Genomic DNA, 25,111 nt, shown 5'->3' with positions numbered 1-25,111 from the left:
TAACTTCTGTTGTTTGGTACAATAACCTTTGTGTAAAATAATGCAGCGAGAAAGAAGCACCCGCGTCAACAGTTCATCGCCATCGTTTAGATGGTTCAATTGTGTACCCTTGCGGCTGCATAAGGTGAAGATTGAAGGATCAACTGCACGCATTGCTGACTTATCATTCTTATTTTACTCCAAAAATCAAACATTTATTGGAGGAATTTTATTATGTCACGTTATACAGGACCAAGTTGGAAACAGGCTCGTCGTTTAGGCATCTCCCTATTGGGAACAGGTAAAGAATTGGAGCGTCGTCCATACGTTCCAGGTCAACACGGCCCTAACAACCGTAAAAAATTATCTGAATATGCTATGCAATTGCAAGAAAAACAAAAATTGCGTCACATGTACGGCATGAACGAACGTCAATTCGCAACTTTATTCAAAAAAGCTGGTAAAATCAAAGAAGGTAAACAAGGTGTTAACTTCATGATCTTATTGGAACAACGTTTGGATAACGTAGTTTACCGTTTAGGTTTAGCTTCTACTCGTCGTCAAGCACGTCAATTAGTTAACCACGGTCACGTAACTGTCGATGGCAAACGTGTTGATATCCCTTCATACGAAGTGGCTGTCGGCCAAGTAATCGGCTTGCGCGAAAAATCTAAAAACTTGGTAGTTGTTAAAGCTGCTGCTGAAGCTTTGTTCGGACGTCCAGACTTCATCACCTTCGACACAGAAACATTCGAAGGTTCATTGAACCGTCTGCCAGTTCGCGAAGAATTGCCAGCTGAAATCGATGAGTCATTCGTAGTAGAATACTACAACAAATTAGGTTAATAGCATTTCATACAGTTTTATAGCGTTTAAAACTGCTGATATATCAACCTTTTACCTGTTGCCTCTTTCATTGATCATTCAATTTATTGAGTGCTTTGGTAGTCAAATGGTAGTCAAAAACCACGGCAACGGCTGAGCCGCTTTCTTAATTGAGAGCGGCTTTTTTGTTGCATCCAGGTAAATTTTATATATTCATGGTGGATGATCCGGGCGAACGTTTCTTAACGGCTATGCAAAACGCTTGATATATGCCATCGTTTCTTTTTATTTTCGAGTGTTTATACTACCCGCTTATAAAATCTCTTAGAGTGCAATTATGAGCCTAATATCTGCGTACTCAAATTAGGTACGCAGAATGTCATTCGCGGCGGGGTAACGATTCGTTAGGTCATGGCCTGCCGTCATTTAAAATGACGTCGTCTTTTTCGGGGTGCAACTCCGGACAAAATAAAAAATACATATACCTGGTGTCGTGGTTAGCGACTGCAGGTATATGCATATTGTTGCGTGGTTTGAAGATCACGCTACGTTCGTTCAGTTTTTGCTATTTACTTTGAGAGTAGACGCTGAGGGCGTTATTTCTTTTTTTGAGATTTGTTATCTATTTTGTCTTTCGCGTAATCGTAGGCATAAGCTACAAATTGAGCTACACACCAGCTAACTATATATGCGATATATCCGAGAAAAAAACCGATAAAGAATATCAGGAACACACCGCCAGAAGTTATAACCATAAGCTACTTCTTACCGATCTCGTTGATTGCTTCAGCAATCGAACTTTTGATAAGTTCCGCATTTTTCATTACGACTGGTTTAATAGGATCATTCTCAGCTCCGGTAATTATTTTCCCCAGTAATCCAGGGATGGCGACTTTCCAACCAATTTGTAAACTGGCTTTGTCTTTTTTTCCGGATTTGTTATCCCAACCATACGCCCATTGGATTCCGCTCTTATTCTTTTTGCCTTTTCCAGTACCCAAACCAGCTACCATATTATAGCGTCTGTGAAATAGCGATTTCATAGTAGTTTGCTTGATTTCCTTTACTAGGGCACCGCCTATTTTACCCATTACAAGGTGGGGGGCTTCGTGAATCTTCTGAGAAATTTCTTCAATGTTCGATTCAAACGTAAATGGTTCTTTCGGTTTTCGTGCCATGCTATCACCTCATTTTCTTTTTCCTATTTCGCGAAGCTTTTGAAGCTGTTCCGCTTTCCTTTCGCTGAGAGGCATATCTCTTTTGCGCTTTAACTCGTTATATTGAGCATGGCGCTTTTCAAGATGGGCTGGATCTAAATATCGAAGCTGCCCATTTGTTGGCTCATTGGATCTGGATAACATTATCATCACCCCCTTTCCGGATCCGGATGCTATCAAAAACCCAAATATTCCCGCTGTTTTTTGGGGCCTTTTTGACTAGTTTCGGCAAGGTGCCCGGATCTGTCTCGTTTCATTGAAAAAGCGCTGTGCCGGCAATTTGAGCCGATTTCTCACACTGTCCAAATGCTCGACACCCCCTTATCTCTGAGATGGTCCTGTGGAGGGAAAAAGTTAAAACCACCGGGCTTTAGGATTTAAAAAAAATAATTTTATTAGAGGGGGGGCTTTCAGATAGCCTGTTATATTTGATCACATTATTTTTTTAAAATAATTCTGACACAAATATATTACAGTAATTTCTGAACGACTTAACCTTAAGCAGTATAGGTAATGTAGTAACCTGCTTCAGCATCTGCTACCTTTGTATCGAACCGTGATGAACATAGCAGCGGTGTTGAGAAGTCCTTGTTACCATTCCATTTGACCGTGACTAGCTTACGGTTAAACAATGCAATGAATTGCTTGCTATCACCAATGAATCCTTTTAAGTCTCCTGCTAGTGTGCCGATCTCAGTATCGTCAATCTTGATAACCTCATGGCCCTTGAAGCTTACTCCGGATGGGAAGCTGCTCTCATGATTGAATACATGGTATTTCCCGGTAGTATCTTTCATCTTATCCAACGTATCGAATAGGCTTGAGGATAGGAACAACTTCACATCATAGGCTGATTTGAAGCCATTGACCAATGTTGTTAGGCCATCTAATCCAGTAACTGCTTGTGCCGTTGCCGTCTTGAATAGCGTTTCAATCTTGTCATTCTTGGTGTTCACATCGGCATGCTTGGCATTCGTTACCACCACTTCAACCACATCATAGTCAGCATCTTCAACGACTTCCTGCGCGATCGGTAATGCTCCACGGTAGGTTGCAATAGAGTAGCTGATCGGAATGACTTCCGGTTGTGGCAGTTCGGGATTCCCTTCCAGCTCTGCGACTGATACGAGTTTAGAATCCGTACCCTTCACGAATGGATATTTCCCGGATGTAGTATTGACTGGAATCTCAGTTACATATTTCGTAAGGTCAACGCGGTTTGATAGTTGTTCTGCTGGTTGCAATAGTTCTTCTGCGATAATCCCTGCACCGTCTGTAGTAGTGAAGCCTGCGCGTGATTGTTTTTGTGAGTGTAAGAACTCTTCTAATCCGATGTATTCTGCTGATCTCTTTGTTAATTTTGCCATGTTGGTTTGTCCCCTTTTAATTGTTTTTGTATAAGCTGAAAAGATGGTTTGCTGCGGAATAACTGGAATCATTCCTTACTGCTGCTGTATATCGGTTACTTTCTCTGGTAAGACGTTCATAATTTTCTTTGAAGGCCTGTTCATAGATACTCAGTACTTCCCTGTTCGTGATCCGTTCAGCCGTTGCTTCCTCCTGAAGTTGTTGAACCTCTGGATTCTCGATAAGTTTCCGGGCAAAGGCTTCTACATCCAAGCCAGAATAATCCTCAATGCCTTCCAGTTTGTCCTGTAAGGCTTTCCGCTTCTTCTTGAGATCGATCTCCTCAAATTTATCTTCGGCCATGATAATGGCATTTTTAACCTTGTTCAGTTCGGCAGTTACTTGATTGATTTTTTCAACGGATGTATTTTTGATTATGCGCTTCTCTTCAACTTTGCACTTGATTTCATCCATGACTTTTTGAAACTCGTCACCCTTAGGCTCTTTGAAGTCCGGTGTTTTGATACCCTTGATTGGTAATAATGAAATGTTAGTTCTCATTTGGTTATCTCCCTTTGGTTTGATCTGATGCACGGATTCAGTGCATCAGCTGTTCTTTTGCATCCACTCTCGGTTAAAACGATAGTGGTTCGGCCCTTATGCGTTTCGGCTTATGCTGCATCCAGCACCACCTATGCTTCTTCTGGCAATGATCTCAGCAATTCGTGTGTGAATGCATCCAATACAACTCTATGGCTGATAGAACCATCTTCAAGCGGTTTGGTGGTCACTCTCACCTCAACCTTGATATGGCAAAGTTGGCCAAGTTCGATCTGATCAATAAACTCGCGTCTTAGTTTGATGCCAATCGGATGATTTCCGAAAGATAAATCTTTGAACATATAAAGCCGCGTTACTTCTCCGGTATAGATTTCCTCTTCAAACGTTCCGATTAAATCCAGCGCTCTTCTTCTAGACATGTATTTTGCTCCCTTTTCATCCATTTTATTTAGCCCATAGATACTCAATCACCTACAGCTCTCTACTCGATTAACCCTATCGCTTTAATTATCGAAGTGTGTGAATAAACGATGTATTGATAACTATAAGTGAGTTTTTCCGCTATTTGCTTTAATGTCATTCCATCAATATATTTCATCTTTAACAGTTGATTATCCAGCCCTTCGAAGCGGTCAATAATCATTACCAGGGATTCCATAGCCTGCTCTTTTTCTTCGAGATCGGCCGCGGATTGTTTAATTTTATTCTCTAAGCGTAAAGCAATAGAGTTATTAATCCCTTTGACTTCTCCCAGCTCGTTGGGATTTGACAGTTGTTCAAACCTCAGATCTGTTTCCAACTTCTTGATTTTCCACTTCAACAATTCGATATCTTCCGTAAGTTTTGAATATTCATCCAGCTGATTGTATTTGATAACAATTCCCCCTTATTTCAACCACCCCGCATGATTTGCACATCTGGATGCAAAACACCCTGAAATTCGTTTTATTTAGCCCATAGATATTTGTACTTATCCGGCCGATTGTTGTTCTCTGTGCAATATCTTTTAACGGCCTTGCGTAACAATCGATCTTTGGCCAACATCTCGTGAGAGTACCTCATGGCGGCTATCACTTCATTCGCTATGTTTTCGTTCTCTTCGCAATATTTCATAATGGCATTCTGTAAGGCTGTTTCACACTCCACCTTGCGCTGCTTATATGCATCAAGTGGTATGCGTTTGTTAAATGCCATGTATTTATCGGGTATTCGCGTACCTCTCGCCGTCCGGTGCTTACTGGCAAGGAAGATTTGCTCCTCTTCTGTCAGCATCTGCAACCCTGCAAAGAAGATTTTGGCGTTTTCCAGATCATGCGGCCGTAATTCCTCTATGTTTTTTTCGTAATGTACCCAGTTATTCAAAAGAAACCTTGCTGTATGATTCTTCATTGGTTGGTCAAATCTCATTTATACGCCGCTCCCTTTTCCTGGTTGGTTTTCCTTGATCACCCCAACCTGCTTATCATTTTTAAAAACGCATTGTCAAAAGCTTCCTCAAATTCTTCCTCGGATACCTGGTCTATGTCCGGCGCATCGTCTATATAAGTGGCCGGCTCATTTCCAAGGAACCGATAGGACACGGCTTCCTCTATCTCCTGGATCATATCGAAGCATTCCCGATCAACACGATCATTTATTATTTCCTCTTCCTGCAGGTAACGCTCCTTCAGATACATCCGATCATCATGCGGCAGCGTGTGGAGGAACTCGGTAAAATGTTTGTGTTTGAATTCGCATATCTCTATTGTTTCACCCAACCGCCTTTGGGCATCGACGAAATCTATAACATTATTTTCAACGTTGAACCCTTTAGAGAAAAGTTCATGTTCGTTTGATGTGACATAAGAACTCATCGTTTGATTAAAAAAGCCAATCCGGGATTTCCTCAGCAGTTTCTTGTGCCGATAAATACTTTTGGCCAGATTCATGTAATACGCTATTAAACTGCAATCAATCACCTACAGCACCCCGATCTAAAGCAACGTTTCTTTATTGTCATCTGATAATCATCACATCCCTTCGATTGCCGAACGGAATAACTTGCATCCATGCACTGTTTTTTTTCTATGCTCGGTAACGATTCGTTATTGAGTTTCCTGAAGGGTGTCGCGCTTCACGATAAATCTAGGTGCGTGTCAATTGGCACACACCCAGAATTTCAACAATAGATCAGGCCTGTTATTTCGGTTCTTAGTTCAAAATTTTCATGGATGCTGTTGCTGATCTCAACTAACCGCAGCCCTTTATCCTGTAGCCGCCCTGCAACATCCCTGAATATGATTGTGGTATTCGTGTAGGTTGTTCCGTTTGGTTCCTGATCTACCAAAGCGGGCAATTTCTCCGCTACGTACTCGGTAAATAACTGGATTATTTCATCATTGCTTAGCGGCATCGGCTCAAAGCTTCCCTCATCTTCGCCGCGCTCGTTATAACAGCAGCCCCACTTATCTATTTTGGTAACGTTATTCTTGTTTGGCTCTTTCATTTTTTTGCCCCCTTTACTAAATCTAACGCCATTGAAAAGCCGCTCATAAATGCTTCTTGCCGCGTTACCTCTGTATGCTCTACCAAGTCCTTCACAAAACTATTATGCTGTTGGTTCGGTAGGTTTAAAGCGTTCAATTTCTCGCCTATAATCTGTGCTGATTTTAGATAGGCATCCGTTTTGGGGATCTCGACAGCTGCGTTTGATGGGTCTATAAATTCAATGTTCATTTTCATGTTGGTTGTCCTTTCGATAGTGCGCGAAATCTGTCCGCGCATCCATCCTATATTTTTGTTTTGTAATTCTGGATGCATCCACCTGATCATTTAGCCCTGGCAAATAGCGCGTTTGTAATGGCCGCCGCTTGCTGGTCGCCCTTCTCCTTTGCTTCCTTGATGACGTGTGCATAGATGGATGCGGTGGTGAGCTGTGACTTGTGCCCCAACCGTTCCGAAACATAGTGCATATCCAAGTTGTTATGTAAGAGTACGGATGCATGCGTATGCCTCAGACCATGGCTTGTAATCGCAGGAATGCCGGCTTTGATGCATGCGCCTTTCAAACACTTGTTCACCGTCTCCACCGTGAGCGGGTTCACGCCTTCCCCGACGAATATCAAATGATGCCGATTCTTTACACCGTTCTTGAGGGTGTTCCGCTTCACCTGGTCAACGAATGTCTTCATGAGGGCCATTGTATTGTCATTAACGGAAATGGTCCGGTTCTCCTTGTTTTTGGTCGATTTGAAGCCGAATGAGTCCTTATAATCCCAAGACTTGTTAATGATCATCATATTTTGCTTGAAGTCCAGGGAATCGAAGGTTATAGCCATGATTTCACCGATTCGGGCGCCGGTTGCCAGTTGTAGGATGCATGCGTGCTTTGCGGTGTCGCTCGGCTGCAGACCATCCATAAGCGCATCCAGCAATTTTTCTGTTTGATGCTGGTTCAGATATTTATCGCTTTCCTTTTTCCCCTCGGATCCGGTGATTAGAATCTTATAGGCCACGTCCCGCGCAATGTCACCGCTCCGGAACGCTTCTCGAAGGCATGGGGCTATTTTGTTGTGGATCTTCCGGACAGTCGCTTTTGAGTGGGTTTCTGCGTATGCATTGATGAATGTCTGATACACGCGCTTAGAAACGTCCTTCAGCCGGTAGCCGGCAAAGTGTTTGTTTACCAGGTTCATGGCCGTTTGATAGTTGCGGTCTGTCTCGAAGCTGAACTTACCTAGCTTGTAGACCTCTACCCACTCCTTGTAATACTCAATAAAAGACACGTCTCCGGCTTTTATATCCAATCCCTTATGAAGTCTTTGCTCGATCTCAGCGGCGGCTGCCTGTGCATCCTTTTTTGTCGGATAGCCGTTGCCTGATTTAGTTTTGTACTTGCTGCCGTCTTTGAACGATACGCGGAACTGCCAACCTGTTTGTAATTTTTTTAAACTCGCCATTTCTATCATCCTTTCTAATGGGCTGGTAGAATATATCCCATGTTTTTATTTTAGAGGTTGGATGAAGATTTATTTAGATTTTGGATGCATCCATCCATTTTTGTTTTTTATTATCCCCACTAGAAACCGAACCCTGGACGCTTATCGTTGATATCTGAAAAATAGAGTATTTTCAGATTCATGGAGAGCCGGGAAGAAATTCGGGAATCATAAGCGCTTTTCAGCTGATCATAAGTAAGATTTGTGCTTATGATCGTGCTTTTTGTGCCTTCTCTGGCATTCAAGACTTTAAAAAGTGTTTTGTAGGTGTGATCGCTCGCCATCTTATTCGTATCGGTTTTACCAACGTCTGTACCTAAATCATCCAACACCAGCACATCGGCTGTTTTCATCAGGTTTATGTAGTACTCAGCCGTTTTCTTGTCGCTGGCATTGTTGCTATAAGATGCAATGATCAGTTCCATCATGCTGGTAAAATCTATGAAAAGGCAGGATAGCTGGTTACTGTAATCCGCTGACATTTCATTGATATTGAATACAATCGCATGGGCTAGATGGCTCTTGCCGGTTCCGGCCGGGCCCGTAAGGATGGCATTCAATACTTTGCCGCCTGCAATCTCTTTGCTGATGACCATTGCGGCGTCTCTTGCTTCCAGTTCCTGCTTTGACTTTGCATCGAAGCCCTTGAAACCTTTATCCAGGAATGACCGCCCGCCATAGATTGAATACCGTTTTAAGAAACGTTTTTTCTCTTTGTCCTTGTATTGCAAGCTGCCTGTTGTCTCCTCCACCTCAAACCGCTTGTTTTTGGCTTCCAGATAGCACTTAGGACATACAATCTCATCGGTGGCCAGGATATGAAATAATTCGAATTTCCCGTGCCATTCACATGTACTTAGTTCCCCTGTTGGCAGCAATCCGGCTTTCTCTATGGCCAGCCGCTCGAATTTTTTTCTGTTGCTCATTATTTTGTTGGTGCTTATCATTTTTACTCACCCCTTAGAAAAATTCTGATGGATCTACTTTGGGCATATCAGCCATGCGCCGCCTTGATAACTCATCCATCATCAGGGCTTCCTCTGATTTCTGAGGTGCTCCATTGCTGTTGCCTTTGCGTTGATTTAGATATTGATCAAATTTGTTTCCGAACAACGTTTCCGGCCGTAGGTACTGACTCATTTTTTCATCGTTTAGCCAGTCCTGGCATTTGTTATCAATTACTCGCTTAAACTGATCAAGTTTATATCCTTCATTCCAGCGCGCTTTGATTACTTTCTTATTGCCTGCTGCTGAGTGCTTGAAGCTCTTCCCGGTTTTTTGATTCAGATAGTCGACTATTTCCCGGTATGGGATGGGGTCGGGCTCTTGCTCGACAATATCCTTTTTCTTTTCATTCTTTTCATTCTTCTCATTCTTGTTTATGTGCAGTTCATTGTTCAGGTCGTTGTCCTTTTGTTGTGCAGTTTGATGCTCAATCCGTTGTGCAGTTTGATGTTTTTTTTCTTCGGAAAAACCCTGATAAACGTTGTAGTTTAGGACTTTGTACGTTGTTCCAGTTTGACGGCTTTTCTTCATAGAAATCATTCCATCTTTTTCTAACAACGAAAGGAATTTTCTTACGGTATTTCTACTCACACCCCACCTAGTAGCAAGCTTATCCTCTGAAGTGTGCCTTTCTCCTGATGAAACTATTACCAATTCACCATTAATTAAAATTTTATTTTCTTGGTGATTAGCCATCATGATAAGGTCTAGCCACCATTTTAGTTTTACTGGATCTTCCCATATCCAATGATCTTGAATAGAACGGTGGATCTTTACCCATCCGGCCATTTAATCACCTACTTCTTTTTTAAATATCTATCTATGCCTTCTTGGGCTTCTATATCGTTCTCGGGATCAAACCCAAACATTTTTAAAAAGATTCTTTGTCGCTGCAGCATGGCCTTCTCATTCCATTCAGCAGCGCTTATATCTTTCAGTTCATAAAACACTGTCCCTTGGCGCACTTTCTTTTTTAGGTTACTGGCAATCATGCAGCATCCCCCTTTTTATTGGTTCAAAGGCTCTCTCATGTCCTCTGAAAAATTGCAAATCTGTATCTGGTACGTGTTGCCGTCTAACGAAGTTTCTCTGTTAATCAAGCGGCAATGTTCCAACCTGTAAATCGAATTCCTGATATAAGCCACTTCCTGGCCGAATTTCTTCGCATGCTTATCCGGATCAAAAACGGTAACCCCCGTTTCATCTGCAGCATTGCATAGCTGAGTTAAGAGCGCCTTATCAAACGCGTTTAGCTCACAACTAATACCGCTTAATGCGTTGGGCGCTTCTTGATTAGCTATTTCAGTAAGGATGGTTAGCGTTTCATATGAAGATTTTTCAATCTTACGGATGAGCCCATGAGCGAGGTTGAAAAACGTTTCTGTGCGCCCGGCAACGCGGTCAAACTCAAACTTAACCCAGCGCGCTTCCCCTGGATCTTCATCGGCTCGATCGCTCAACCTTTTCAGGTCTGTGTGATTATCCAACAGCTGCTCGATTACCGCTTGAAGGTATTCTATACTTCCAAACTGATTGTCAATTTTTTCGATAGTTTCGTTAATTTTTATCATTTTTTGCTCAAATTCAGCTGTTTTTTGTACGAATTTCATAGTATATCTCCCTTATATCGTGTATGATAAGGGCAAAAGCGCCTAGCTTTATACCCACTTGCCTTATAGCATCCATGAGCGTCCAACTCTTGCTATAAGGTCTTTTTTTTGCTCTTTCTCATCATCCTGGAACAAATACCCTACGTTTCCGGACAAGACGTTAATCGCGTTTTCAATCATGAATTCAAGAAATTTTTCTCGATTGATCCATTCAGTTCTTTCATCCGATTGACCTGCGTTGGTGGTAATTTGATATTTTTTACCTTCTCCCTGCAGCGCATTATTAAGAGATTCTATTACCGCATCCACCGAACCAATTTCTTGTAAATATGCTTGCTTAATTTTTCCCATATTGTTCGCTCCTTTGTTTTTTTGTCGCATCTGCATCGTATCTATGACAAGCAAGACGCATTTGATCTTTTTACCCCAATCCATCCCCTTGATTTCATAGCCGCTAGCCTTTAGAAACGTATTTATGGACATTCTGTTTAGATCATGTAAAACAACCGAAACATTTGTTAGTTCATTTTCGCTTTCCATCGTTCAATTCTCCTTTCAATCTTCAGTAATACACTTCCAAACCGTTCTAAGTGTTATGTAAGTCAAAAACCCTACCAACAAGCCCGCTATATATGCTTCTTGTATGCCGTTCATCCGCCTCACCCCCTTTCATTGCCCTATTTTGTACGCTTCACCGATCCACATCCCTTTTCGATCGAAGAGATATACCAGGTCTTCCCTGCGGTCGAACCCTTCGCGCTGCGCGTACACCGTTCCACGTTTCCGCGCCTCGATAAAGTCGTCCTCATACATGCGCCCTATACGATAGTTCATCTTTTCTAATGCAGCGATGCTCTTGACCTTGTAACCAACCATCACGGGCTGCCCTGTGCCCTCATGATTCAAATAGAACTCTTTCAACATTGGTCTCACTTTCCTTTCTGCATCCATCAATCATTAAAATTCCGTTGCCAGGGATTTGTATTATTTCTCGATGGATTTTAAATACTCGTTTATGCTGACTTTTGATAAAAGAATCTTTCCGTCAATCTGAATCACCGGCATCCCCTGAGCGATAAGCTTTTGCAGTGTCGCGTATGAAACCGACAGATAAATGCAAGCCTCTTTCTTAGTTAGGTACATCTTCCTTTCGATAGGATTATTGAAAAACTCCTCAAATCCTTTTTTGATCCCTTCTTTAACCTTGATTGCAATATGTTCATCAAGAGTATCTTGAGAATCTTCAGATATGCTTATAAGTAGCTTGCTTGCCATATTCATCACCCTTTCGCGTTTTTTCGAAACTTTCGTAACCTTAGTTTAAAAAAATATGTCATCAATTTTAATATCTGGGAACACCGGTTTTAACATTTCTTTGAAAATCACCTTTTCAGAGTCCTTAAACTGAGTAATACCCCTTTCTTTTGCTGAATAGGCTTGTGTAGAGATTCCGAACTCTTTAGCCATTTCGCTTTGATTTTTATTAATCATTCGGCGGTATCCCGCAATTTTATTGTTCATCATTAGCACCTCCTCTATCAAACGATAACTATGTGCTTTGCATATTTCGTAACTTACACTATTATCATAAAGCTCACCCTTCGATAAGTCAATGGATAAATGTAACTTTTATAACATTTTGTTTATTTTATGAATTTTGTATAGTATAATTTTAGCAGGAGGTGAGTTTGTGAAGGAGAATCTAAAAGATGTAGGCAAAAGAATTTTCGATATTCGCACCAAATTAGATCTTACGCAAGAGGAATTCGGCGAAATGATAGACGGGGCAAAAAAAGGTATCGTTTCTCGATGGGAAAACGGTATGAATTTGCCTAATCGTAAACGGTTAGAAATGATTGCTAAAAAAGGCGGGATTTCAGTTGAGAAGTTATTATTCGGAAGCCTAGAAAACTATGCTCATGACAGAATTGAAACAATCACACATAGCAAAGACTGGGAAAATCATTTTCACATAACAGATGAAAATAGAGACGAAATCATCGGCATTGCATTGAATCAAGTCTTGAAGATACCGGGTGTAAAAGATTACTTCGAAGTTGGTAATATGAACGTTTTAAATATGCTTATATACAATGAGGTTTCAAACGCTGGAGATAGGAGAATAAAAAACACACAATTAACAAATACAGGGTTATGTAATTTCACCACTTTAGAGTTATCTAAGACCATGGACGGCATTAGAGTATACAGCGAAAATGGGGTTGATGAAAATCTATACAATGAAATAGCCGACATCCTAGAATACGCGTCTTATAAAATTTTTAAATTAAAAGAGAAATTCGATGATACTTTGAAATAATACTATTATGCCGGATCCGTCCGGCGCCTCTTAAAGCCGTTGCCAGGGTAGAAAGAGGATATTATGCCAGCAATCAAACAATATTCAAAGAAAGACGGTTCCAAAGCTTACATGTACAGTCTGTACGTCGGCACGGATCCGCTCACCGGAAAGCCCAAAAGGACCACCCGGAGAGGTTTCGCGACAAAAAAAGAAGCCGCCCTTTCCCTCTCGCGTTTGCAGCTTGAGATAGAAAAGAACGGCTCCTTAGTTCGCAGGAATGACACGGCCACATTTGAAGACGTGTATTTGTTGTGGTTAGATCAGTATAAGAACAACGTAAAAGAAAATACCTTCAGACAAACGAAGTACACTTTCCGTGATTATATTTTACCGCACCTGGGCGAGTTACGCATAGAGAAAATAACCGTGCAGCGATGCCAAAAAGCCGTGAATACCTGGTCCGGTCAGATCGGCATGTATAAGACTATTAAAAATTACGCATCCAGCATCTTCAAATATGCGATTTCCTTGGGGATCTGCAGCGATAATCCTATGGCCAAAATCAATATTCCGGCCAAAAAGAAAGTTGTCTCAAGTGTGGATGAAAAGAAAATTGATTTTTATTCGCGGGATGAGCTGCAGCACTTCATGTGGTGCCTGGAAAAAGAAAACGAATTGAAGAAAATAGCCTTCTTTCGTCTTTTAGCCTTCACTGGTGCCCGGAAAAGCGAGGTTTTAGCCTTAAATTGGGAAGATGTGGACTTCACTAACAAGCGGTTGAACATTTACAAAACGCTTGCTATCGGAGAAAAAGGCGTGATCGTCAATACACCCAAAACAAAAACGTCCAAGCGCAACATAACGCTGGATGATCGCACGCTCGATATCCTCAGGAAATGGCGCATAGAGCAAAAGAAAGTGTACTTCGCCCTGGGATTCAATACCAGCCATAAGACACAACCGGTTTTCACAAATCAATACAATCGGCATATCCGGCCGGGTTCCGTCATTTACTGGATGAGGTCCATCGTCAAGAAGTACGCTGTGAAGGAAATCAAGATACACGAGTTCCGACACACGCATTGCAGCCTATTATTTGAATCAGGCGCATCCATCCAGGAAGTAAAGGAACGGCTCGGCCATGCCAACATCGAGATCACCATGAATGTATATGCGCACGTTACGAAGAACCAGGAAGAGGCAACCGCCGAACGGTTCGCGCAATACATGAACATGTAAAAGATATTTTTGGATGCATTTCATAGGATATCATGCAAATGGTAGTCAATTTGGTAGTCAAAAAAATATCCCGTGATTGGCAGTCCATCCAAAATGCTTTAACATCAAGCTTTACAGGCAACACCTTACACCATTTGAATACAACAACAAATTAGGTTAATCTCCCCGGAGATCAGCTCTGCATCAAAGAAACGGCAAAGCAATTTGCCGTTTCTTTTTGTATAAGGAAAAGGACTGAACAGCGGATTGCTGTTCAGTCCTTTTTTGGTTTGTCTTGGGTTCCGCATTTAGCGATAGTGTTCCATGCAGGTCCGGTAGATCGGCAGCAGTTCATGGAGCGTTTCCTTCATCACTGCCAGCGTGCCTGCTTCCGTCGCTAACCGCGGATCAGCTGGCGCCAACTTGCGGCCAATCAGCAGTTCAGCCTTCTTCACATCCCGTAGCCGGATCAGGACAGACTGCCAGTCGACAGCCTCTATCGGCTGCACAGTCGGCACGGTATGGTCGACCGAAACGACATAATCGCGCGGCAACTGCTCCAATTCAGGAATCCGTTCCAATAAAGCAGCAGCCATCTCTTTTTCTTTGACGGGTTGATCGATCAGGCAAAGATAAAAGCTGACCCCCTCTTTCGCAATCCCGATTTGGAAATGCGGATACTTCTTGTAGCCCCTCGCGTCCCCACCGATGGCGCACCAAGTATTCTCGGGTGCATACTTCGTGCGGCGCAGGTGCTTGGCGACATGCACGGGAACCGATTCAGCGTGCTCTTCCGAAACGATGAGGCGGGCCCCCGCTGCCGCGAAATGCTGGAACTTGGGTTGGATCCGTTCGCGGATGCCTACCATCCTCTCATCGAGTCCCTGAATGTCAAAAACGTTGAAATCTTCCTTATTGAAGTGATTTTCTGCCAAACCGTGCACCTCTTTCTGGTTTCCTTCCATTATTATAGAGAAAAAACCAGAAGATGGACAATCTTTTGATTCCGCTTTTGATTACTGGAAATCCGCTGCAATCTCTTCGACCATCAGGTGGATCGATTCTAGCCCGCCGCCGGAGAGATACCACAAGTCAGAAGACAGGTTGATGATTTTATTATTTTTATAAGCATCCGTTTGGTAGACGAAATCATTCTCCAACAACGCCGCGTTTTCATCGGATGCTGTGCCGATAGCCGCTGTGCGGTCGACGACAAACAAAATCTGCGGGTTGATTTCCAGCAACCCTTCATACCCGACTGACTGCCCATGCGCGGAATCCTCAATCGCTGCATCGACAGGCGTGAAGCCCAATGTATCATAAATGAGTCCGAAGCGTGAGCCTGTGCTGAAGGCGGACATGCTGCCGTCGTTCAACAGCAACGTCAATGTTTTCTCGCTTATCCCCGCTGTCTTCGCTTGCACAGCCTCAATCTCATCGTTCAAGGTAGCGATGGCTTCATCGGCTGCATCCTCTTCATCGAAGATCGTCCCTAAGGTAGAGATGTTCTTTTGAACCGACCCCCAATAATCCGTGTAATCAACACTAAGCACGACAACAGGTGCGATTTCCTCCAATTGTTCCGCAAAGTCCACTAATCGGTTCGAAATGATGATGAGCTCCGGCGCCAAATTAGCCAATGCTTCAACATTCGGTTCCTTAAGCGTCCCTACATTCTCGAATTGATCTGCCTTATCCGCCAGATAAGCCGGCATGTTTTCGGTTGCCGTGCCAGTGACGGCATCCTCTTTACCCAATGCGATCAGCGTGTCTAAATGTCCGAAATCCAAAACAACCACGTTTCCTGGATCTTTGGGCACTTCTACGGAGCCGCGTGCGTCCTCTATGGTCACTGTATTTTTTGCTTCCGCAGTCGATGTTGCTGTTGTTGAATCTGCTGCATCGGCAGCCCCTTCCTGGGCGCCGCAAGCCGCCAGGGTAAGGATTGAAGCCAAACTGATGATTGCCTTTTGCCATTTTTTCATTTTTCATTCTCCTCTATGTTAAATTGCTTGATAGGTGCAATGTTTTTTCCCATCCGCAGTCGTGATGACTGCCAATGGCACTTCATATAATTCCTGCAAAACTTGTGTCCGGATGACTTCCTCGACCGTGCCGCTCCGGAAGACTTTTCCGTTTTTCATAGCGATAATGTTGTCCGAAAAAACGGAAGCAAAATTGACGTCGTGGATGACAACCAGAATGGTTTTACCCAATTCATCCGCCAAATTCCGGATGGTCTGCATCGTCACGATGCTTTGTTTCAGGTCGAGATTGTTCAGTGGTTCATCCAACAAGATGTACTCTGTATCCTGCACCAAAATCATCGCGATGGCCGCCCGCTGGAGTTGCCCCCCAGACAACGTATCCAAATAGCGGTTTGAGAATTCTATCAGGTTAAGATAGCCCAAAACCTTATCGATCATGGCATGATCTTCATCATTCAGCCTGCCCTTCGTATAGGGGAACCTCCCGAACGAGACCAGTTCACGGACCGTCATGCGCACTTGATAGGCATTCTGTTGTTTCAGAATCGAAAGCTCCTTCGCCAGCTCATCGGATTGCCAGGCCTCGATTTCTTTCCCGTGTATCGTCAATATGCCCTTGTCCTTTGTCAGCAGGCGGCTGATGACCGAAAGGAGCGTACTTTTGCCTGCCCCATTCGGACCGATAAAAGCTGTGATTTTTCCTTTCTCAATCGCCAATGAGATATCATCCAATACTTTTTCATCCTCATAGGCTTTGCTGACGTGACTGATTTTCATAATTTACCCCTTTCCTTCCATAATAACCAAAAGAAATAGATTCCTCCGAACAGTTCGACCAGAATGCTCAAATTCGTCTGCAGCTTGAAGACTTCCTCTGCCAGGAATTGTCCAGCAACGACCATCACAAAACTTAGCAGACTCGCTCCAGGCAACAGGTAGTCTAGGCAATACGTCCTGAACAGTCGGTAAGCGATGTTCGCCGCCACAAAACCGAGAAACATCATCGGTCCAACGAGCGCTGCGGAGACTGTCATCAATAGGATGACATGCATGAAGGTGAGCTTCGTCTCTTTTTCGACGGCGACCCCTAAATTTTTGGCCGTTTGCGTACCCAGTCCCAAAACTTCCAATACCTTCCGCTTGCGCCACAAACTGATGATCGAAAACACGGCAACCGGAACAGCCAAAATAAGTACGGAATCATTGATGTTCTGAAAACTGGCATACAGTTTCGTCTGCAGTTTGTCGTACTCATTCGGGTCCATCAGCACTTGCATAAAGGAACTGATGCTGTTGAAGAAAGTACCCATGACGAGCCCAATCATCAGGATGACCTGCATATCGTAATTTTTCCGGCTCCAAGAAAGCCGGTACAGCAAAAAATAACTGCCAAGCATCAGGAACAACAGAAAAATGAACTGCCATTCAGCATTCAATTGGCTGCCCAGCAGCGAGAAGCTGAAGAACATCAACACTGTCTGCAGGAGGCGATAGAAGGATTCAACCCCAAGGATGCTGGGGGTCAAAAAATTGCTGTGCACGACTGTCTGAAAGCTGACTGTTGCAAAGGCAGTGCTGATGCTGATGACTGCAAACGTCAAAAGCTTCGTGCTTCGCAACTTCATAATGAATACATTTCCGTTGCCTTGATTCCAAAAAAAATAAAGAAAAGCCAAAACCACCGCAATGATAGCCAACCGTTTCATGATGATGCGGTTTTTCAACACGTTTTTCATGCGGTTCGCCCTCCCTTCAGCAACAGCCACAAGAATAAACCACCGCCGAAAACACCCAATACCGTTTCCACCGGTATTTCGTATGGAGGAATGACTGATCGCGCGAACACATCACAAACCAACAAGAAAATCGCGCCGACCAGCGCAACCTTACCGTGTGTATTGCGGATATTATCGCCGAAGCGCATCGAGACGAGATTCGGGATGATGACTCCCAAAAACGGCAGATTACCGATCGTACTCAGGATGACTGCGACAGCCAACGAGACGAACAGCGTCCCGATGAATAAGACGGCTTCAAAAGGTAAGCCGAGGTTTTTGGCCGCGTCTTTCCCGAAGCGCGCAATCGTAAAGTGATCGGCAAAAAAATAAAGTGCCATAAATAACAGAAAAATGAGGTACATCCCCTCATATTGTCCTTTGATGACCAATGAAAAATCCCCTTGCATCCAAGCGGAAAGGTTTTGCGTGACGTTGAAGCGGAAGGCAAAAAAATTGGCGATTCCTCCCAAAATATTTCCGTACATCAGACCCAGCAAAGGGATCGTCATCTGGCTTTTGAAAGGCAAGCGATTCACGACCACCAAAAACAGGAAGGTTCCTGCCGCTGCAAAGAGGAAAGAAAGAGTCATCTTCCCCACAACGGATAAGCCCGGAAAGAAAATCATGCCGCACAGCATGCCCACTCTCGCCGCATCCACCGTACCGACTGTATCGGGAGCGGCAAATCGGTTCTGCGTCAATGATTGCATAATCAGCCCGGATAAGGATAAGCCCGCTCCAGCCAAGAGAACCGTAATCGTCCTCGGCAGCCGTGACGAAAACAGTATCAGACGATCCGTGTTGCTCCCGACCAGAAACTGTTCCACCGAAAACGCAGCAGTTCCTACACCCAAGGACAGCACAATCGCTCCAACCAACGTCAGAACGAGCAGCATTTTTCTCAACATCTATTCACCATCTTCCAAAAACAACTCCTTAATTATAATAATTCCAATTGAGAACCATTCTCAATTAAAGGTATAGGTGCTATTCTACTGGATACTGAAATAAAACACAATACCAAATATGAGATTTCCATGAAAAAAAGTAAGCGAAAAAAAGAAAAGCGGAACGGGTTCGCTCAGCCCATGTTTCGGAAAAAAGGAAAAATAAGACCAGCCCTTGCGGGACTGGTCTTATTGAACTGTATTCATTTTTTCAGGATGCCCAAAATACCTCGGGAGATGACGCGACCCACTTCCCTGCCTACTTGCGACATCAAGTTTTTTGTGAATCGGTCCATTGTCGAATCACGGGAACTGCTCGACCTTTTTTGTTGGGTTTGTTCTTTTTGGCGCTCTTTTTCAAGTTGCTTCAACTGTTGGGCTTTTTCCTTGTCCCTTGCGGCAAGCTCTTCATTTTCCTCCAACTCAATCGCCTTAATTTCTGACAGTCGCTGTAGTTGTTCGTAAGAGGATTCTCTGTCGATTGTCTCGCTGTATTTATAATATAACAAGGAACGGTTGATTTTTTCTTCTTTGACGAGTGGATCCAGGATACCCATTTTGCTCTCCGGAGGATAAATCATGACTTGCTGAACATATCCAGGAATTCCTTCCGGATCGAGAAAGGAGACCAACGCTTCACCGATCTTCAGTTCCGTCAATTTTTTGTCCACTTCTTCACCATCCAGCTGCCGGAATGTTTCGGCGACCGCTTTGACTGTCTTCTGCTCCTTTGGTGTAAAAGCACGCAAAGCATGTTGAATTTTGTTCCCCAATTGGCTCAGAATAGCATTCGGTAGGTCGGTGGGATTTTGCGTCACAAAATAAATACCGACTCCTTTGGAACGGATCAGCCGGACGATGAGTTCGATTTTTTCCTCAAGAACATTCGGAATGTCTTGGAAAAGGACATGAGCTTCATCAAAAAAGAACACAATCTTAGGTCTATCAAGATCTCCGACTTCCGGCAATTGCTCATACAGCTCAGAAAGGAACCACAGCAGGAATGTCGAGTAGAGTTTGGGAGACATGAACAGGCGATTCGCCATCAGAATGTTCACATAACCGCGTCCGGCTGCATCTGTTTTCAATAAATCCTGGATATCGAACATCGGCTCTCCAAAGAATAGATCACCGCCTTGTTCCTCGATCACCAATAAGCCTCTTAAGATTGCGCCGATCGATTGCTTTGAAATATTTCCGTATTCCCGGCGTAATTCTGTGGCGTTGTCTCCGACAAAATTCAGGATCGCCCGCAAATCTTTGATGTCGATGAGCAAGAGTTGTTTCTCATCTGCCACTTTGAACGCAATGTTCATGATTCCTTCCTGCGTTTCATTGAGCCCTAACAGACGCGACAACAGAATTGGCCCCATATCGGAAATGGTTGTCCGAACAGGTACACCGTTCGATCCAAAGATATCCAAAAGTTCAACGGGGTAAGCGCGCGGCTCAAAATCCTGCGGCTGCAGTTTCGTTACTCGCTCCATTATTTTTCCGCTCAACTCACCTGGTTCCGCAATGCTTGCCAAATCACCTTTGACGTCCGCAAGGAATACCGGAATCCCCGCTTTGCTCAATTGTTCCGCTATCACTTTCAAAGTCACCGTTTTCCCCGTACCGGTCGCTCCAGCGATCAAGCCGTGGCGATTCAGCTTGTCCAGATGGATGATTGCCGGTTTGTCCCCTTTCCCGATCACCAGTTCTTGGCGCATCCAAAACCCCTCCTTAGCCTGACATCTCATCTTTATTGTACAATATTTTGAAAAACCCTTACAAACATTAAGCCCTTCTTTTTTTGAAATAATAGCGCCCTAAAGTGCCGCAGCCAGCAAAAACCACTCCGCCATTTTGGTTGAGTGGTTCAGGCTTGCTTACTTGATGATTTCAGTTCCCAAAGAACCGGCAACATGGTGCAATGTCCATTCGTAAACAACTGGACTTCTTTCGCGGCGGGCTTCTATTCTTCGCTATTTTTCAGTAATTCGATGACCATTTCCGCAGATTTCTTTCCGGCTTCGACGATGAACTCATCGAACGTCAGCGCCGCCCCCTCGCTTGCTCCGTCCGAAATAGCACGGATGATCGCGAAGGGTGTGCCCAATACGTAGCAAGCCTGGGCAATTGATGCGCCCTCCATTTCGGTCGCATAGGCGTCAGGGAAATGTTCCTTGATGCGGTTTGTGCCGCTTTCGGAAGCGATAAAAGAATCGCTGGAAACAATCGTCCCTTGCACAGCATGCAAACCGACTTTTTCAGCTGCCCGCGTAATCTTTTCAACGATTTTTTTATCAGCTGTATAATAATGGGGCATCTGAGGCACTTGTCCCATAGAATAACCAAATGCCGTAGCATCCACATCATGATACGCAACTTTATCCGCCACAACGACGTCCCCCACATGCAAGGCTGTGTTTAATCCCCCAGCCGAACCGGTGTTGATGACGAAATCGGGACGATAACGATCAATGATGAAGGCAGTCGCTATGGCCGAGTTGACTTTACCGATGCCGGACTGCACCAATACTACATCCTGATTTTCGATCTTGCCTCGCGTAAAAGCGAGATGAAAATGTATTTCCTCTATCTTTTCAGTCATATTTTCTAACAAAATACGATTTTCTTCTTCCATTGCTCCAATAATTCCGATCATGATTGTTTCCTTCCTTGTAGCTGCATTGTTATGTCATAAGACGAAGGCTATCACAAAAACCAAGATGATCAACAAGATGACGATCAGGATGGCTTTGTTCAGATAGTTGTCCAATTTTCTGCCTCTTTCTTTGTCCGTCAAACGCTCCACCTTCGTTGAAGTTGCAGGTTTGTCTGCTTTCCGGAATAGCTTCGCCTTTGGCTTGGCAGCCTTAGCTTTATTGCCGTTCTCCGACCTTTTCTTTTCGGTCGGGACACTGCTTTTCTCTCCCGCAGAAACAGTTTGCTGCTTATTGTTCTTTTCCGTTGTCGGAGCGGAACGCGCTGTATCTGTTACCCGAGGAGCGACTTTCTTTTCATCTGTCCCCGGTTTTGTTGTTTGGTCCCTTTTGTACTGACGATAACGTTCCCGGGTGATCAGCGGTTTCTTTGGTTCTGACATACTATCCCTCTATTCTTTCACGCAAAAGACGCATCTCCCAGTACAGCATGGCATAGATTGTTTTCGAATCGCAGATTTCTCCGGATTCCTGCAAAACTTTTGCTTCATCGTATGTCAATTCCAAGATCTCAATGAATTCATCCTCATCCATCGGCAAAGAATTATCGACTTTCGTCAAGCCTTCCGCCAAATAGATTGTGATCCGCTCATCCAAATAAGCCGGTGTCGGATAAAAAACCGTCAATTCGGACCATTTTTCCGCACGATAATCCGTTTCTTCCTCCAGCTCACGGATCGCTGCCAGAAGAGGTTCCGCATCGGATGTCTCCAATTTACCGGCCGGTATTTCGACAACGGTCCGATCCAATGGTTTGCGGAACTGTCTGACCATGACCATTTTTCCGTCCGAGGTAAATGGTATCATCGCTACAGCGCCCGGATGCCTGATCATCTCTCTGACTGAAGTTTTTCCGTTCGGCAACAATACTTCTTCCCTCACCAAATGCAGCAAGACACCGTCAAATATTTTTTCACTTTTCAATGTTTTTTCTTCAAATTCCATTTTATGTTCCTCCCAATCTACTATCCGGATCATGTATTATCATAACCTATCTTTTCCGCTATTTACAAGAGCCGCGAGAGATTCAGCCCAAATGGGTGCTGACGTTGAAAATCATCCTTTCGGCCGATAGGTGCTCAATAGGCTTTTATGCTAAAATAATAGCATAAGCACAGACGAAGTGAACAGCACGTTATTAAAGGAGGAAAAATTTATGTGGAGCAACATCAAGGATATATTGAAATATACGTTTTCCAGCGTAGTTTGCCTGATTGCATTAGTGATATTCTTTTTCATCTTCGAATTCGATTTCTGGACCTCGATCGGGATGACCATCGGCTTGGGCATCTTCCTATATTACGTCCAAAGCGGCGGAAGCATGCAATGGTCACGGAAGACCGCAAAACAAAGAGGTGCACTTGGAAAAGTGAGCACCGAAAAAGAAGCTTTCTACCATTCAAAAGGGATGACCAAGGATCAGATTGCCTATTTCCGCAACACGATGGATCAAGCCAAAAATACGATCCAAGACATCGAATCGAATCTGCAGCAGCGATCAAAATTAAAAGCTATCGCGGCACGCAACGATACGGTGGACATACTGAAAGATTTCTTCAAAAATATCGTCAGTCAGCCTAACCGACTACACGAAGTCGATAAATTCCTATACACCAATCTCCCCAACCTGAAAGAGCTGACAGAAAAATATATTGCAATCGATGGCCACGTTTCCAAGACGAAAGAAACCTATACAGCCTTGGATAACTGCTCCAAAACAATCGATGATATGTGTCGTCTGATCGCTGAAGATTACGTGCGCTTCATGTCCAATGATATCGAAGATATGGATATCGAGTTGGAACTTGCCAAGCAAGTTTTGAAAAGGGATAATGAGGGAAAAGGCAGCGAAAATGCTTTGGACGAAGAGATATAGGGGGAATACTGATGGACCAATTTGATGCTACCGGACTAAACAAACAAACAGACAGCAAGGATGTCAATCAAGAATTGGACGATTTGCTGGCCAATCCTTTTTCGGATCCATTTGCGCAACCAATAGTGGTTGCCGATAAAACTACAGCTGCGGCCGAGGTGATCAACCCGGACCGGCTGATCGACCGGTTGCCGGAAGAAAGACAAAAACAAGCGATGGCATTAGCCGGCCAAATCGATGAGAACAATATGCAAGCCATCATCAGCTATGGTGCTGCGGCTCAAAAGCAATTGGGGGAATTCTCCCATTCGATGCTGGACCATGTGCAGAACCAGGACACTGGTGAAATCGGCGATTCCTTGAACGACCTTATGTACAGGCTCAATGAAGCCAAACCGGAAGACCTGCGGGCCGAGGACAACAATGTCTTCCGCAAAATCTTCGGCAAGGTAAAGCAATCCGCCTATGAAATGACGGCAAAATACCAGAAGATAGGCGCCCAAATCGACAAAATCGCAATCAAACTGGATAAAGAAAAGAATGGCCTGCTCAATGACAATGTCACCTTGGAACAGCTTTACCAAAAAAACAAGGATTATTTTGAGGCCTTAAACATCTACATCGCGGCCGGTGAAGTGAAAATGGAGGACCTCCAGAAAAATGCGATCCCGAAAGCGATCCAGACTGCGGAGGTTTCCCAAAGCCAAATGGATGTGCAGATCGTCAACGATCTGAAACAGTTCCTTGACCGCCTCGAAAAACGGACACATGACTTACGCTTGACCAGGCAAATGACAATCCAACAAGCGCCACAGATCCGCTTGATCCAAAACACAAACCAGGCATTGGCGGAAAAAATCCAATCTTCGATCCATACCGCGATTCCCTTATGGAAAAACCAAGTTGCCATCGCCCTTACCCTTCTGCGCCAAAAGGATGCTGTAACGGCGCAAAGGCAAGTATCGCAGACTACGAATGATCTGATGCGCAAGAACTCCGAAATGTTGAAAATATCAGCCATCGAAACCGCGAAAGAAAATGAACGGGGTGTGATCGATATCGAAACACTCAAACAGACGCAGCAAGATTTGATTGAAACATTGGAAGAGACGCTGAAGATTCAGCAAGAAGGCCGAATCAAACGCAGAGAAGCCGAAAAAGAACTCTCGCTGATGGAGAATGATCTAAAAGTTAAACTGTTGAATATCCACCAACAGGAACAACAAATCAACTAATATTAGAGGTCTGTCTCGAAATTGAGACGGCCTTTTATTTTCTCCTTAATGCAACCTCGTACGGTGAAACTTTCTTTTTTCGGGAGCGAAATTTAAAATACTCTTCTTTCCATTTTCAGAAAACCTCTCATCTCGAGGGCATATTATTTGTAATGTGACTCATTTTATATATAATAAGAGTATAGTTGATTGGAAATAACTATATTGTTACCGCACTTGTAATTAGAAAGAGGAGGAAAAGAAATGGGCTTAATTTGGTCTTTAATTGTTGGAGGTATCCTAGGCGCTTTAGCAGGATCGTTCATGGGTAAAGATATTCCGGGCGGCATTATCGGAAATATCGTTGCTGGTTTCATCGGTTCATGGTTAGGAACAACTTTATTTGGAGCATGGGGTCCTGAAATCGGAGGATTCTATATCGTGCCTGCATTGGTCGGAGCAGTCATCCTGATTTTCATCGTATCCTTCGCTATGAGAAGCATGAAAAAGTAACCTTTCCCCACCAAACATAAGCAGACAATTGTCTGCTTTCTTATAA

Annotated in this window: 34 protein-coding genes; 6 read left to right on the top strand and 28 right to left on the bottom strand. The window is 43.8% G+C overall.

What is annotated here, in order from left to right:
* The first annotated feature begins 213 nt into the window (after window positions 1–213).
* Window positions 214–825 carry a 30S ribosomal protein S4 gene (rpsD, locus tag WBM30_RS09400; RefSeq protein WP_086985403.1) on the top strand — a complete coding sequence of 204 codons (612 nt, stop codon included), beginning with the start codon at window positions 214–216 and terminating at the stop codon, window positions 823–825.
* Window positions 826–1,562: 737 nt separating this feature from the next.
* On the opposite strand, the gene WBM30_RS09395 is transcribed toward rpsD, so the two are convergent.
* The 19 genes from WBM30_RS09395 to WBM30_RS09305 form a co-directional block, all read right to left on the bottom strand.
* Window positions 1,563–1,982, bottom strand: coding sequence for a hypothetical protein (locus tag WBM30_RS09395; protein ID WP_424900474.1), 420 nt, complete (start codon window positions 1,980–1,982; stop codon window positions 1,563–1,565).
* Between the two features lie 9 nt (window positions 1,983–1,991).
* Entirely contained in the window at window positions 1,992–2,165 is a 174-nt protein-coding gene (locus WBM30_RS09390; protein WP_424900473.1) for a hypothetical protein, read from the bottom strand.
* Window positions 2,166–2,518: 353 nt separating this feature from the next.
* Complete coding sequence (locus WBM30_RS09385) at window positions 2,519–3,388, bottom strand: phage major capsid protein (RefSeq protein WP_424900472.1); 870 nt, start codon at window positions 3,386–3,388, stop codon at window positions 2,519–2,521.
* A gap of 16 nt (window positions 3,389–3,404) precedes the next feature.
* A complete protein-coding gene (locus WBM30_RS09380; RefSeq protein ID WP_424900471.1) occupies window positions 3,405–3,929 on the bottom strand; it encodes a hypothetical protein in 525 nt (174 codons plus the stop codon).
* Window positions 3,930–4,060: 131 nt separating this feature from the next.
* Window positions 4,061–4,348: a hypothetical protein gene (locus tag WBM30_RS09375; RefSeq protein WP_424900470.1), complete on the bottom strand. Its 288-nt coding sequence runs from the start codon at window positions 4,346–4,348 to the stop codon at window positions 4,061–4,063.
* Window positions 4,349–4,410: 62 nt separating this feature from the next.
* Window positions 4,411–4,752 (bottom strand): hypothetical protein, encoded by a 342-nt coding sequence (locus WBM30_RS09370; protein WP_424900469.1) that lies wholly within the window; start codon window positions 4,750–4,752, stop codon window positions 4,411–4,413.
* 122 nt (window positions 4,753–4,874) lie between these two features.
* Window positions 4,875–5,336 carry a hypothetical protein gene (locus WBM30_RS09365; RefSeq protein ID WP_424900468.1) on the bottom strand — a complete coding sequence of 154 codons (462 nt, stop codon included), beginning with the start codon at window positions 5,334–5,336 and terminating at the stop codon, window positions 4,875–4,877.
* A gap of 38 nt (window positions 5,337–5,374) precedes the next feature.
* On the bottom strand, window positions 5,375–5,887 hold the full coding sequence (locus WBM30_RS09360; protein WP_424900467.1) for a hypothetical protein: 513 nt from the start codon (window positions 5,885–5,887) through the stop codon (window positions 5,375–5,377).
* A gap of 200 nt (window positions 5,888–6,087) precedes the next feature.
* Entirely contained in the window at window positions 6,088–6,414 is a 327-nt protein-coding gene (locus WBM30_RS09355) for a hypothetical protein (RefSeq protein ID WP_424900466.1), read from the bottom strand.
* Window positions 6,411–6,728, bottom strand: a complete 318-nt coding sequence (locus WBM30_RS09350; RefSeq protein WP_424900465.1) for a hypothetical protein — start codon at window positions 6,726–6,728, stop codon at window positions 6,411–6,413. The genes WBM30_RS09355 and WBM30_RS09350 overlap by 4 nt, the downstream gene beginning before the upstream one ends.
* 8 nt (window positions 6,729–6,736) lie before the next feature.
* Window positions 6,737–7,867, bottom strand: a complete 1,131-nt coding sequence (locus WBM30_RS09345) for a tyrosine-type recombinase/integrase (RefSeq protein ID WP_424900464.1) — start codon at window positions 7,865–7,867, stop codon at window positions 6,737–6,739.
* A gap of 119 nt (window positions 7,868–7,986) precedes the next feature.
* A complete protein-coding gene (locus tag WBM30_RS09340; RefSeq protein ID WP_424900463.1) occupies window positions 7,987–8,853 on the bottom strand; it encodes an ATP-binding protein in 867 nt (288 codons plus the stop codon).
* A 13-nt stretch (window positions 8,854–8,866) separates the two neighbouring features.
* A complete protein-coding gene (locus WBM30_RS09335) occupies window positions 8,867–9,700 on the bottom strand; it encodes a conserved phage C-terminal domain-containing protein (protein WP_424900462.1) in 834 nt (277 codons plus the stop codon).
* Window positions 9,701–9,708: 8 nt separating this feature from the next.
* Window positions 9,709–9,903, bottom strand: a complete 195-nt coding sequence (locus tag WBM30_RS09330) for a hypothetical protein (protein ID WP_424900461.1) — start codon at window positions 9,901–9,903, stop codon at window positions 9,709–9,711.
* A 15-nt stretch (window positions 9,904–9,918) separates the two neighbouring features.
* Window positions 9,919–10,521: a hypothetical protein gene (locus tag WBM30_RS09325; protein ID WP_424900460.1), complete on the bottom strand. Its 603-nt coding sequence runs from the start codon at window positions 10,519–10,521 to the stop codon at window positions 9,919–9,921.
* A 63-nt stretch (window positions 10,522–10,584) separates the two neighbouring features.
* Entirely contained in the window at window positions 10,585–11,061 is a 477-nt protein-coding gene (locus tag WBM30_RS09320) for a hypothetical protein (RefSeq protein WP_424900459.1), read from the bottom strand.
* 129 nt (window positions 11,062–11,190) lie between these two features.
* Window positions 11,191–11,454, bottom strand: coding sequence for a hypothetical protein (locus WBM30_RS09315; protein ID WP_424900458.1), 264 nt, complete (start codon window positions 11,452–11,454; stop codon window positions 11,191–11,193).
* Window positions 11,455–11,505: 51 nt separating this feature from the next.
* Complete coding sequence (locus WBM30_RS09310) at window positions 11,506–11,796, bottom strand: hypothetical protein (RefSeq protein WP_424900457.1); 291 nt, start codon at window positions 11,794–11,796, stop codon at window positions 11,506–11,508.
* Window positions 11,797–11,841: 45 nt separating this feature from the next.
* Entirely contained in the window at window positions 11,842–12,042 is a 201-nt protein-coding gene (locus tag WBM30_RS09305; RefSeq protein ID WP_424900456.1) for a helix-turn-helix transcriptional regulator, read from the bottom strand.
* Between the two features lie 169 nt (window positions 12,043–12,211).
* On the opposite strand from WBM30_RS09305, the gene WBM30_RS09300 reads away from it, so the two are divergent.
* Entirely contained in the window at window positions 12,212–12,841 is a 630-nt protein-coding gene (locus WBM30_RS09300) for a helix-turn-helix domain-containing protein (protein ID WP_424900455.1), read from the top strand.
* Between the two features lie 63 nt (window positions 12,842–12,904).
* Window positions 12,905–14,062: a tyrosine-type recombinase/integrase gene (locus tag WBM30_RS09295; RefSeq protein ID WP_424900454.1), complete on the top strand. Its 1,158-nt coding sequence runs from the start codon at window positions 12,905–12,907 to the stop codon at window positions 14,060–14,062.
* A gap of 287 nt (window positions 14,063–14,349) precedes the next feature.
* Here WBM30_RS09295 and WBM30_RS09290 read toward each other — a convergent pair whose 3' ends face one another.
* The 9 genes from WBM30_RS09290 to WBM30_RS09250 all read right to left on the bottom strand — a co-directional run bounded on the left by WBM30_RS09290 (window position 14,350) and on the right by WBM30_RS09250 (window position 22,407).
* Window positions 14,350–14,976, bottom strand: a complete 627-nt coding sequence (locus WBM30_RS09290; RefSeq protein WP_424900453.1) for a DUF1054 family protein — start codon at window positions 14,974–14,976, stop codon at window positions 14,350–14,352.
* An 81-nt stretch (window positions 14,977–15,057) separates the two neighbouring features.
* The gene (locus WBM30_RS09285) at window positions 15,058–16,026 is read right to left on the bottom strand and encodes a siderophore ABC transporter substrate-binding protein (protein WP_424900452.1); all 969 of its coding nucleotides are present in this window, start codon (window positions 16,024–16,026) and stop codon (window positions 15,058–15,060) included.
* Between the two features lie 18 nt (window positions 16,027–16,044).
* On the bottom strand, window positions 16,045–16,806 hold the full coding sequence (locus WBM30_RS09280; protein ID WP_424900451.1) for an ABC transporter ATP-binding protein: 762 nt from the start codon (window positions 16,804–16,806) through the stop codon (window positions 16,045–16,047).
* Window positions 16,803–17,765 carry an iron chelate uptake ABC transporter family permease subunit gene (locus WBM30_RS09275; RefSeq protein WP_424900450.1) on the bottom strand — a complete coding sequence of 321 codons (963 nt, stop codon included), beginning with the start codon at window positions 17,763–17,765 and terminating at the stop codon, window positions 16,803–16,805. Before WBM30_RS09275 ends, WBM30_RS09280 begins: the two co-directional genes overlap by 4 nt.
* Window positions 17,762–18,715 carry an ABC transporter permease gene (locus tag WBM30_RS09270; RefSeq protein ID WP_424900449.1) on the bottom strand — a complete coding sequence of 318 codons (954 nt, stop codon included), beginning with the start codon at window positions 18,713–18,715 and terminating at the stop codon, window positions 17,762–17,764. The genes WBM30_RS09275 and WBM30_RS09270 overlap by 4 nt, the downstream gene beginning before the upstream one ends.
* Window positions 18,716–18,957: 242 nt before the next feature.
* On the bottom strand, window positions 18,958–20,466 hold the full coding sequence (locus tag WBM30_RS09265; RefSeq protein ID WP_424900448.1) for a helicase HerA-like domain-containing protein: 1,509 nt from the start codon (window positions 20,464–20,466) through the stop codon (window positions 18,958–18,960).
* 245 nt (window positions 20,467–20,711) lie between these two features.
* Complete coding sequence (locus tag WBM30_RS09260; RefSeq protein WP_424900491.1) at window positions 20,712–21,407, bottom strand: 5'-methylthioadenosine/adenosylhomocysteine nucleosidase; 696 nt, start codon at window positions 21,405–21,407, stop codon at window positions 20,712–20,714.
* Window positions 21,408–21,437: 30 nt separating this feature from the next.
* Window positions 21,438–21,845: a hypothetical protein gene (locus tag WBM30_RS09255; protein ID WP_424900447.1), complete on the bottom strand. Its 408-nt coding sequence runs from the start codon at window positions 21,843–21,845 to the stop codon at window positions 21,438–21,440.
* Window position 21,846: 1 nt separating this feature from the next.
* Window positions 21,847–22,407: an NUDIX domain-containing protein gene (locus WBM30_RS09250; RefSeq protein WP_424900446.1), complete on the bottom strand. Its 561-nt coding sequence runs from the start codon at window positions 22,405–22,407 to the stop codon at window positions 21,847–21,849.
* A 211-nt stretch (window positions 22,408–22,618) separates the two neighbouring features.
* Here WBM30_RS09250 and WBM30_RS09245 point away from each other — a divergent pair, with 211 nt between their 5' ends.
* From WBM30_RS09245 to WBM30_RS09235, 3 genes are all read left to right on the top strand, one after another.
* Entirely contained in the window at window positions 22,619–23,338 is a 720-nt protein-coding gene (locus WBM30_RS09245) for a 5-bromo-4-chloroindolyl phosphate hydrolysis family protein (RefSeq protein ID WP_424900445.1), read from the top strand.
* Between the two features lie 11 nt (window positions 23,339–23,349).
* On the top strand, window positions 23,350–24,573 hold the full coding sequence (locus tag WBM30_RS09240; RefSeq protein WP_424900444.1) for a toxic anion resistance protein: 1,224 nt from the start codon (window positions 23,350–23,352) through the stop codon (window positions 24,571–24,573).
* Window positions 24,574–24,816: 243 nt separating this feature from the next.
* Complete coding sequence (locus tag WBM30_RS09235; RefSeq protein ID WP_086985414.1) at window positions 24,817–25,065, top strand: GlsB/YeaQ/YmgE family stress response membrane protein; 249 nt, start codon at window positions 24,817–24,819, stop codon at window positions 25,063–25,065.
* Window positions 25,066–25,111 lie beyond the last annotated feature (46 nt).

It is taken from the genome of Trichococcus sp. (assembly GCF_049684335.1).
Classification (GTDB): domain Bacteria; phylum Bacillota; class Bacilli; order Lactobacillales; family Aerococcaceae; genus Trichococcus.
Note: the sequence above shows the minus strand (reverse complement) of the source record. Positions and strands in the feature narration are given on the sequence as shown.

Bases quoted from the DNA above. Each gene is read 5' to 3' on its own strand.
- WBM30_RS09285 (WP_424900452.1), bottom strand. From the start codon at position 16,026: ATGAAAAAATGGCAAAAGGCAATCATCAGTTTGGCTTCAATCCTTACC.
- WBM30_RS09350 (WP_424900465.1), bottom strand. From the start codon at position 6,728: ATGCATCCAGAATTACAAAACAAAAATATAGGATGGATGCGCGGACAG.
- WBM30_RS09250 (WP_424900446.1), bottom strand. From the start codon at position 22,407: ATGGAATTTGAAGAAAAAACATTGAAAAGTGAAAAAATATTTGACGGT.
- WBM30_RS09275 (WP_424900450.1), bottom strand. From the start codon at position 17,765: ATGAAAAACGTGTTGAAAAACCGCATCATCATGAAACGGTTGGCTATC.
- WBM30_RS09345 (WP_424900464.1), bottom strand. From the start codon at position 7,867: ATGGCGAGTTTAAAAAAATTACAAACAGGTTGGCAGTTCCGCGTATCG.
- WBM30_RS09395 (WP_424900474.1), bottom strand. From the start codon at position 1,982: ATGGCACGAAAACCGAAAGAACCATTTACGTTTGAATCGAACATTGAA.
- WBM30_RS09280 (WP_424900451.1), bottom strand. From the start codon at position 16,806: ATGAAAATCAGTCACGTCAGCAAAGCCTATGAGGATGAAAAAGTATTG.
- WBM30_RS09380 (WP_424900471.1), bottom strand. From the start codon at position 3,929: ATGAGAACTAACATTTCATTATTACCAATCAAGGGTATCAAAACACCG.
- WBM30_RS09390 (WP_424900473.1), bottom strand. From the start codon at position 2,165: ATGTTATCCAGATCCAATGAGCCAACAAATGGGCAGCTTCGATATTTA.
- WBM30_RS09270 (WP_424900449.1), bottom strand. From the start codon at position 18,715: ATGTTGAGAAAAATGCTGCTCGTTCTGACGTTGGTTGGAGCGATTGTG.
- WBM30_RS09365 (WP_424900468.1), bottom strand. From the start codon at position 5,336: ATGAGATTTGACCAACCAATGAAGAATCATACAGCAAGGTTTCTTTTG.
- WBM30_RS09265 (WP_424900448.1), bottom strand. From the start codon at position 20,466: ATGCGCCAAGAACTGGTGATCGGGAAAGGGGACAAACCGGCAATCATC.
- rpsD (WP_086985403.1), top strand. From the start codon at position 214: ATGTCACGTTATACAGGACCAAGTTGGAAACAGGCTCGTCGTTTAGGC.
- WBM30_RS09305 (WP_424900456.1), bottom strand. From the start codon at position 12,042: ATGAACAATAAAATTGCGGGATACCGCCGAATGATTAATAAAAATCAA.
- WBM30_RS09310 (WP_424900457.1), bottom strand. From the start codon at position 11,796: ATGGCAAGCAAGCTACTTATAAGCATATCTGAAGATTCTCAAGATACT.
- WBM30_RS09330 (WP_424900461.1), bottom strand. From the start codon at position 9,903: ATGATTGCCAGTAACCTAAAAAAGAAAGTGCGCCAAGGGACAGTGTTT.
- WBM30_RS09375 (WP_424900470.1), bottom strand. From the start codon at position 4,348: ATGTCTAGAAGAAGAGCGCTGGATTTAATCGGAACGTTTGAAGAGGAA.
- WBM30_RS09320 (WP_424900459.1), bottom strand. From the start codon at position 11,061: ATGGAAAGCGAAAATGAACTAACAAATGTTTCGGTTGTTTTACATGAT.
- WBM30_RS09245 (WP_424900445.1), top strand. From the start codon at position 22,619: ATGTGGAGCAACATCAAGGATATATTGAAATATACGTTTTCCAGCGTA.
- WBM30_RS09385 (WP_424900472.1), bottom strand. From the start codon at position 3,388: ATGGCAAAATTAACAAAGAGATCAGCAGAATACATCGGATTAGAAGAG.
- WBM30_RS09355 (WP_424900466.1), bottom strand. From the start codon at position 6,414: ATGAAAGAGCCAAACAAGAATAACGTTACCAAAATAGATAAGTGGGGC.
- WBM30_RS09325 (WP_424900460.1), bottom strand. From the start codon at position 10,521: ATGAAATTCGTACAAAAAACAGCTGAATTTGAGCAAAAAATGATAAAA.
- WBM30_RS09240 (WP_424900444.1), top strand. From the start codon at position 23,350: ATGGACCAATTTGATGCTACCGGACTAAACAAACAAACAGACAGCAAG.
- WBM30_RS09235 (WP_086985414.1), top strand. From the start codon at position 24,817: ATGGGCTTAATTTGGTCTTTAATTGTTGGAGGTATCCTAGGCGCTTTA.
- WBM30_RS09335 (WP_424900462.1), bottom strand. From the start codon at position 9,700: ATGGCCGGATGGGTAAAGATCCACCGTTCTATTCAAGATCATTGGATA.
- WBM30_RS09255 (WP_424900447.1), bottom strand. From the start codon at position 21,845: ATGTCAGAACCAAAGAAACCGCTGATCACCCGGGAACGTTATCGTCAG.
- WBM30_RS09295 (WP_424900454.1), top strand. From the start codon at position 12,905: ATGCCAGCAATCAAACAATATTCAAAGAAAGACGGTTCCAAAGCTTAC.
- WBM30_RS09340 (WP_424900463.1), bottom strand. From the start codon at position 8,853: ATGATAAGCACCAACAAAATAATGAGCAACAGAAAAAAATTCGAGCGG.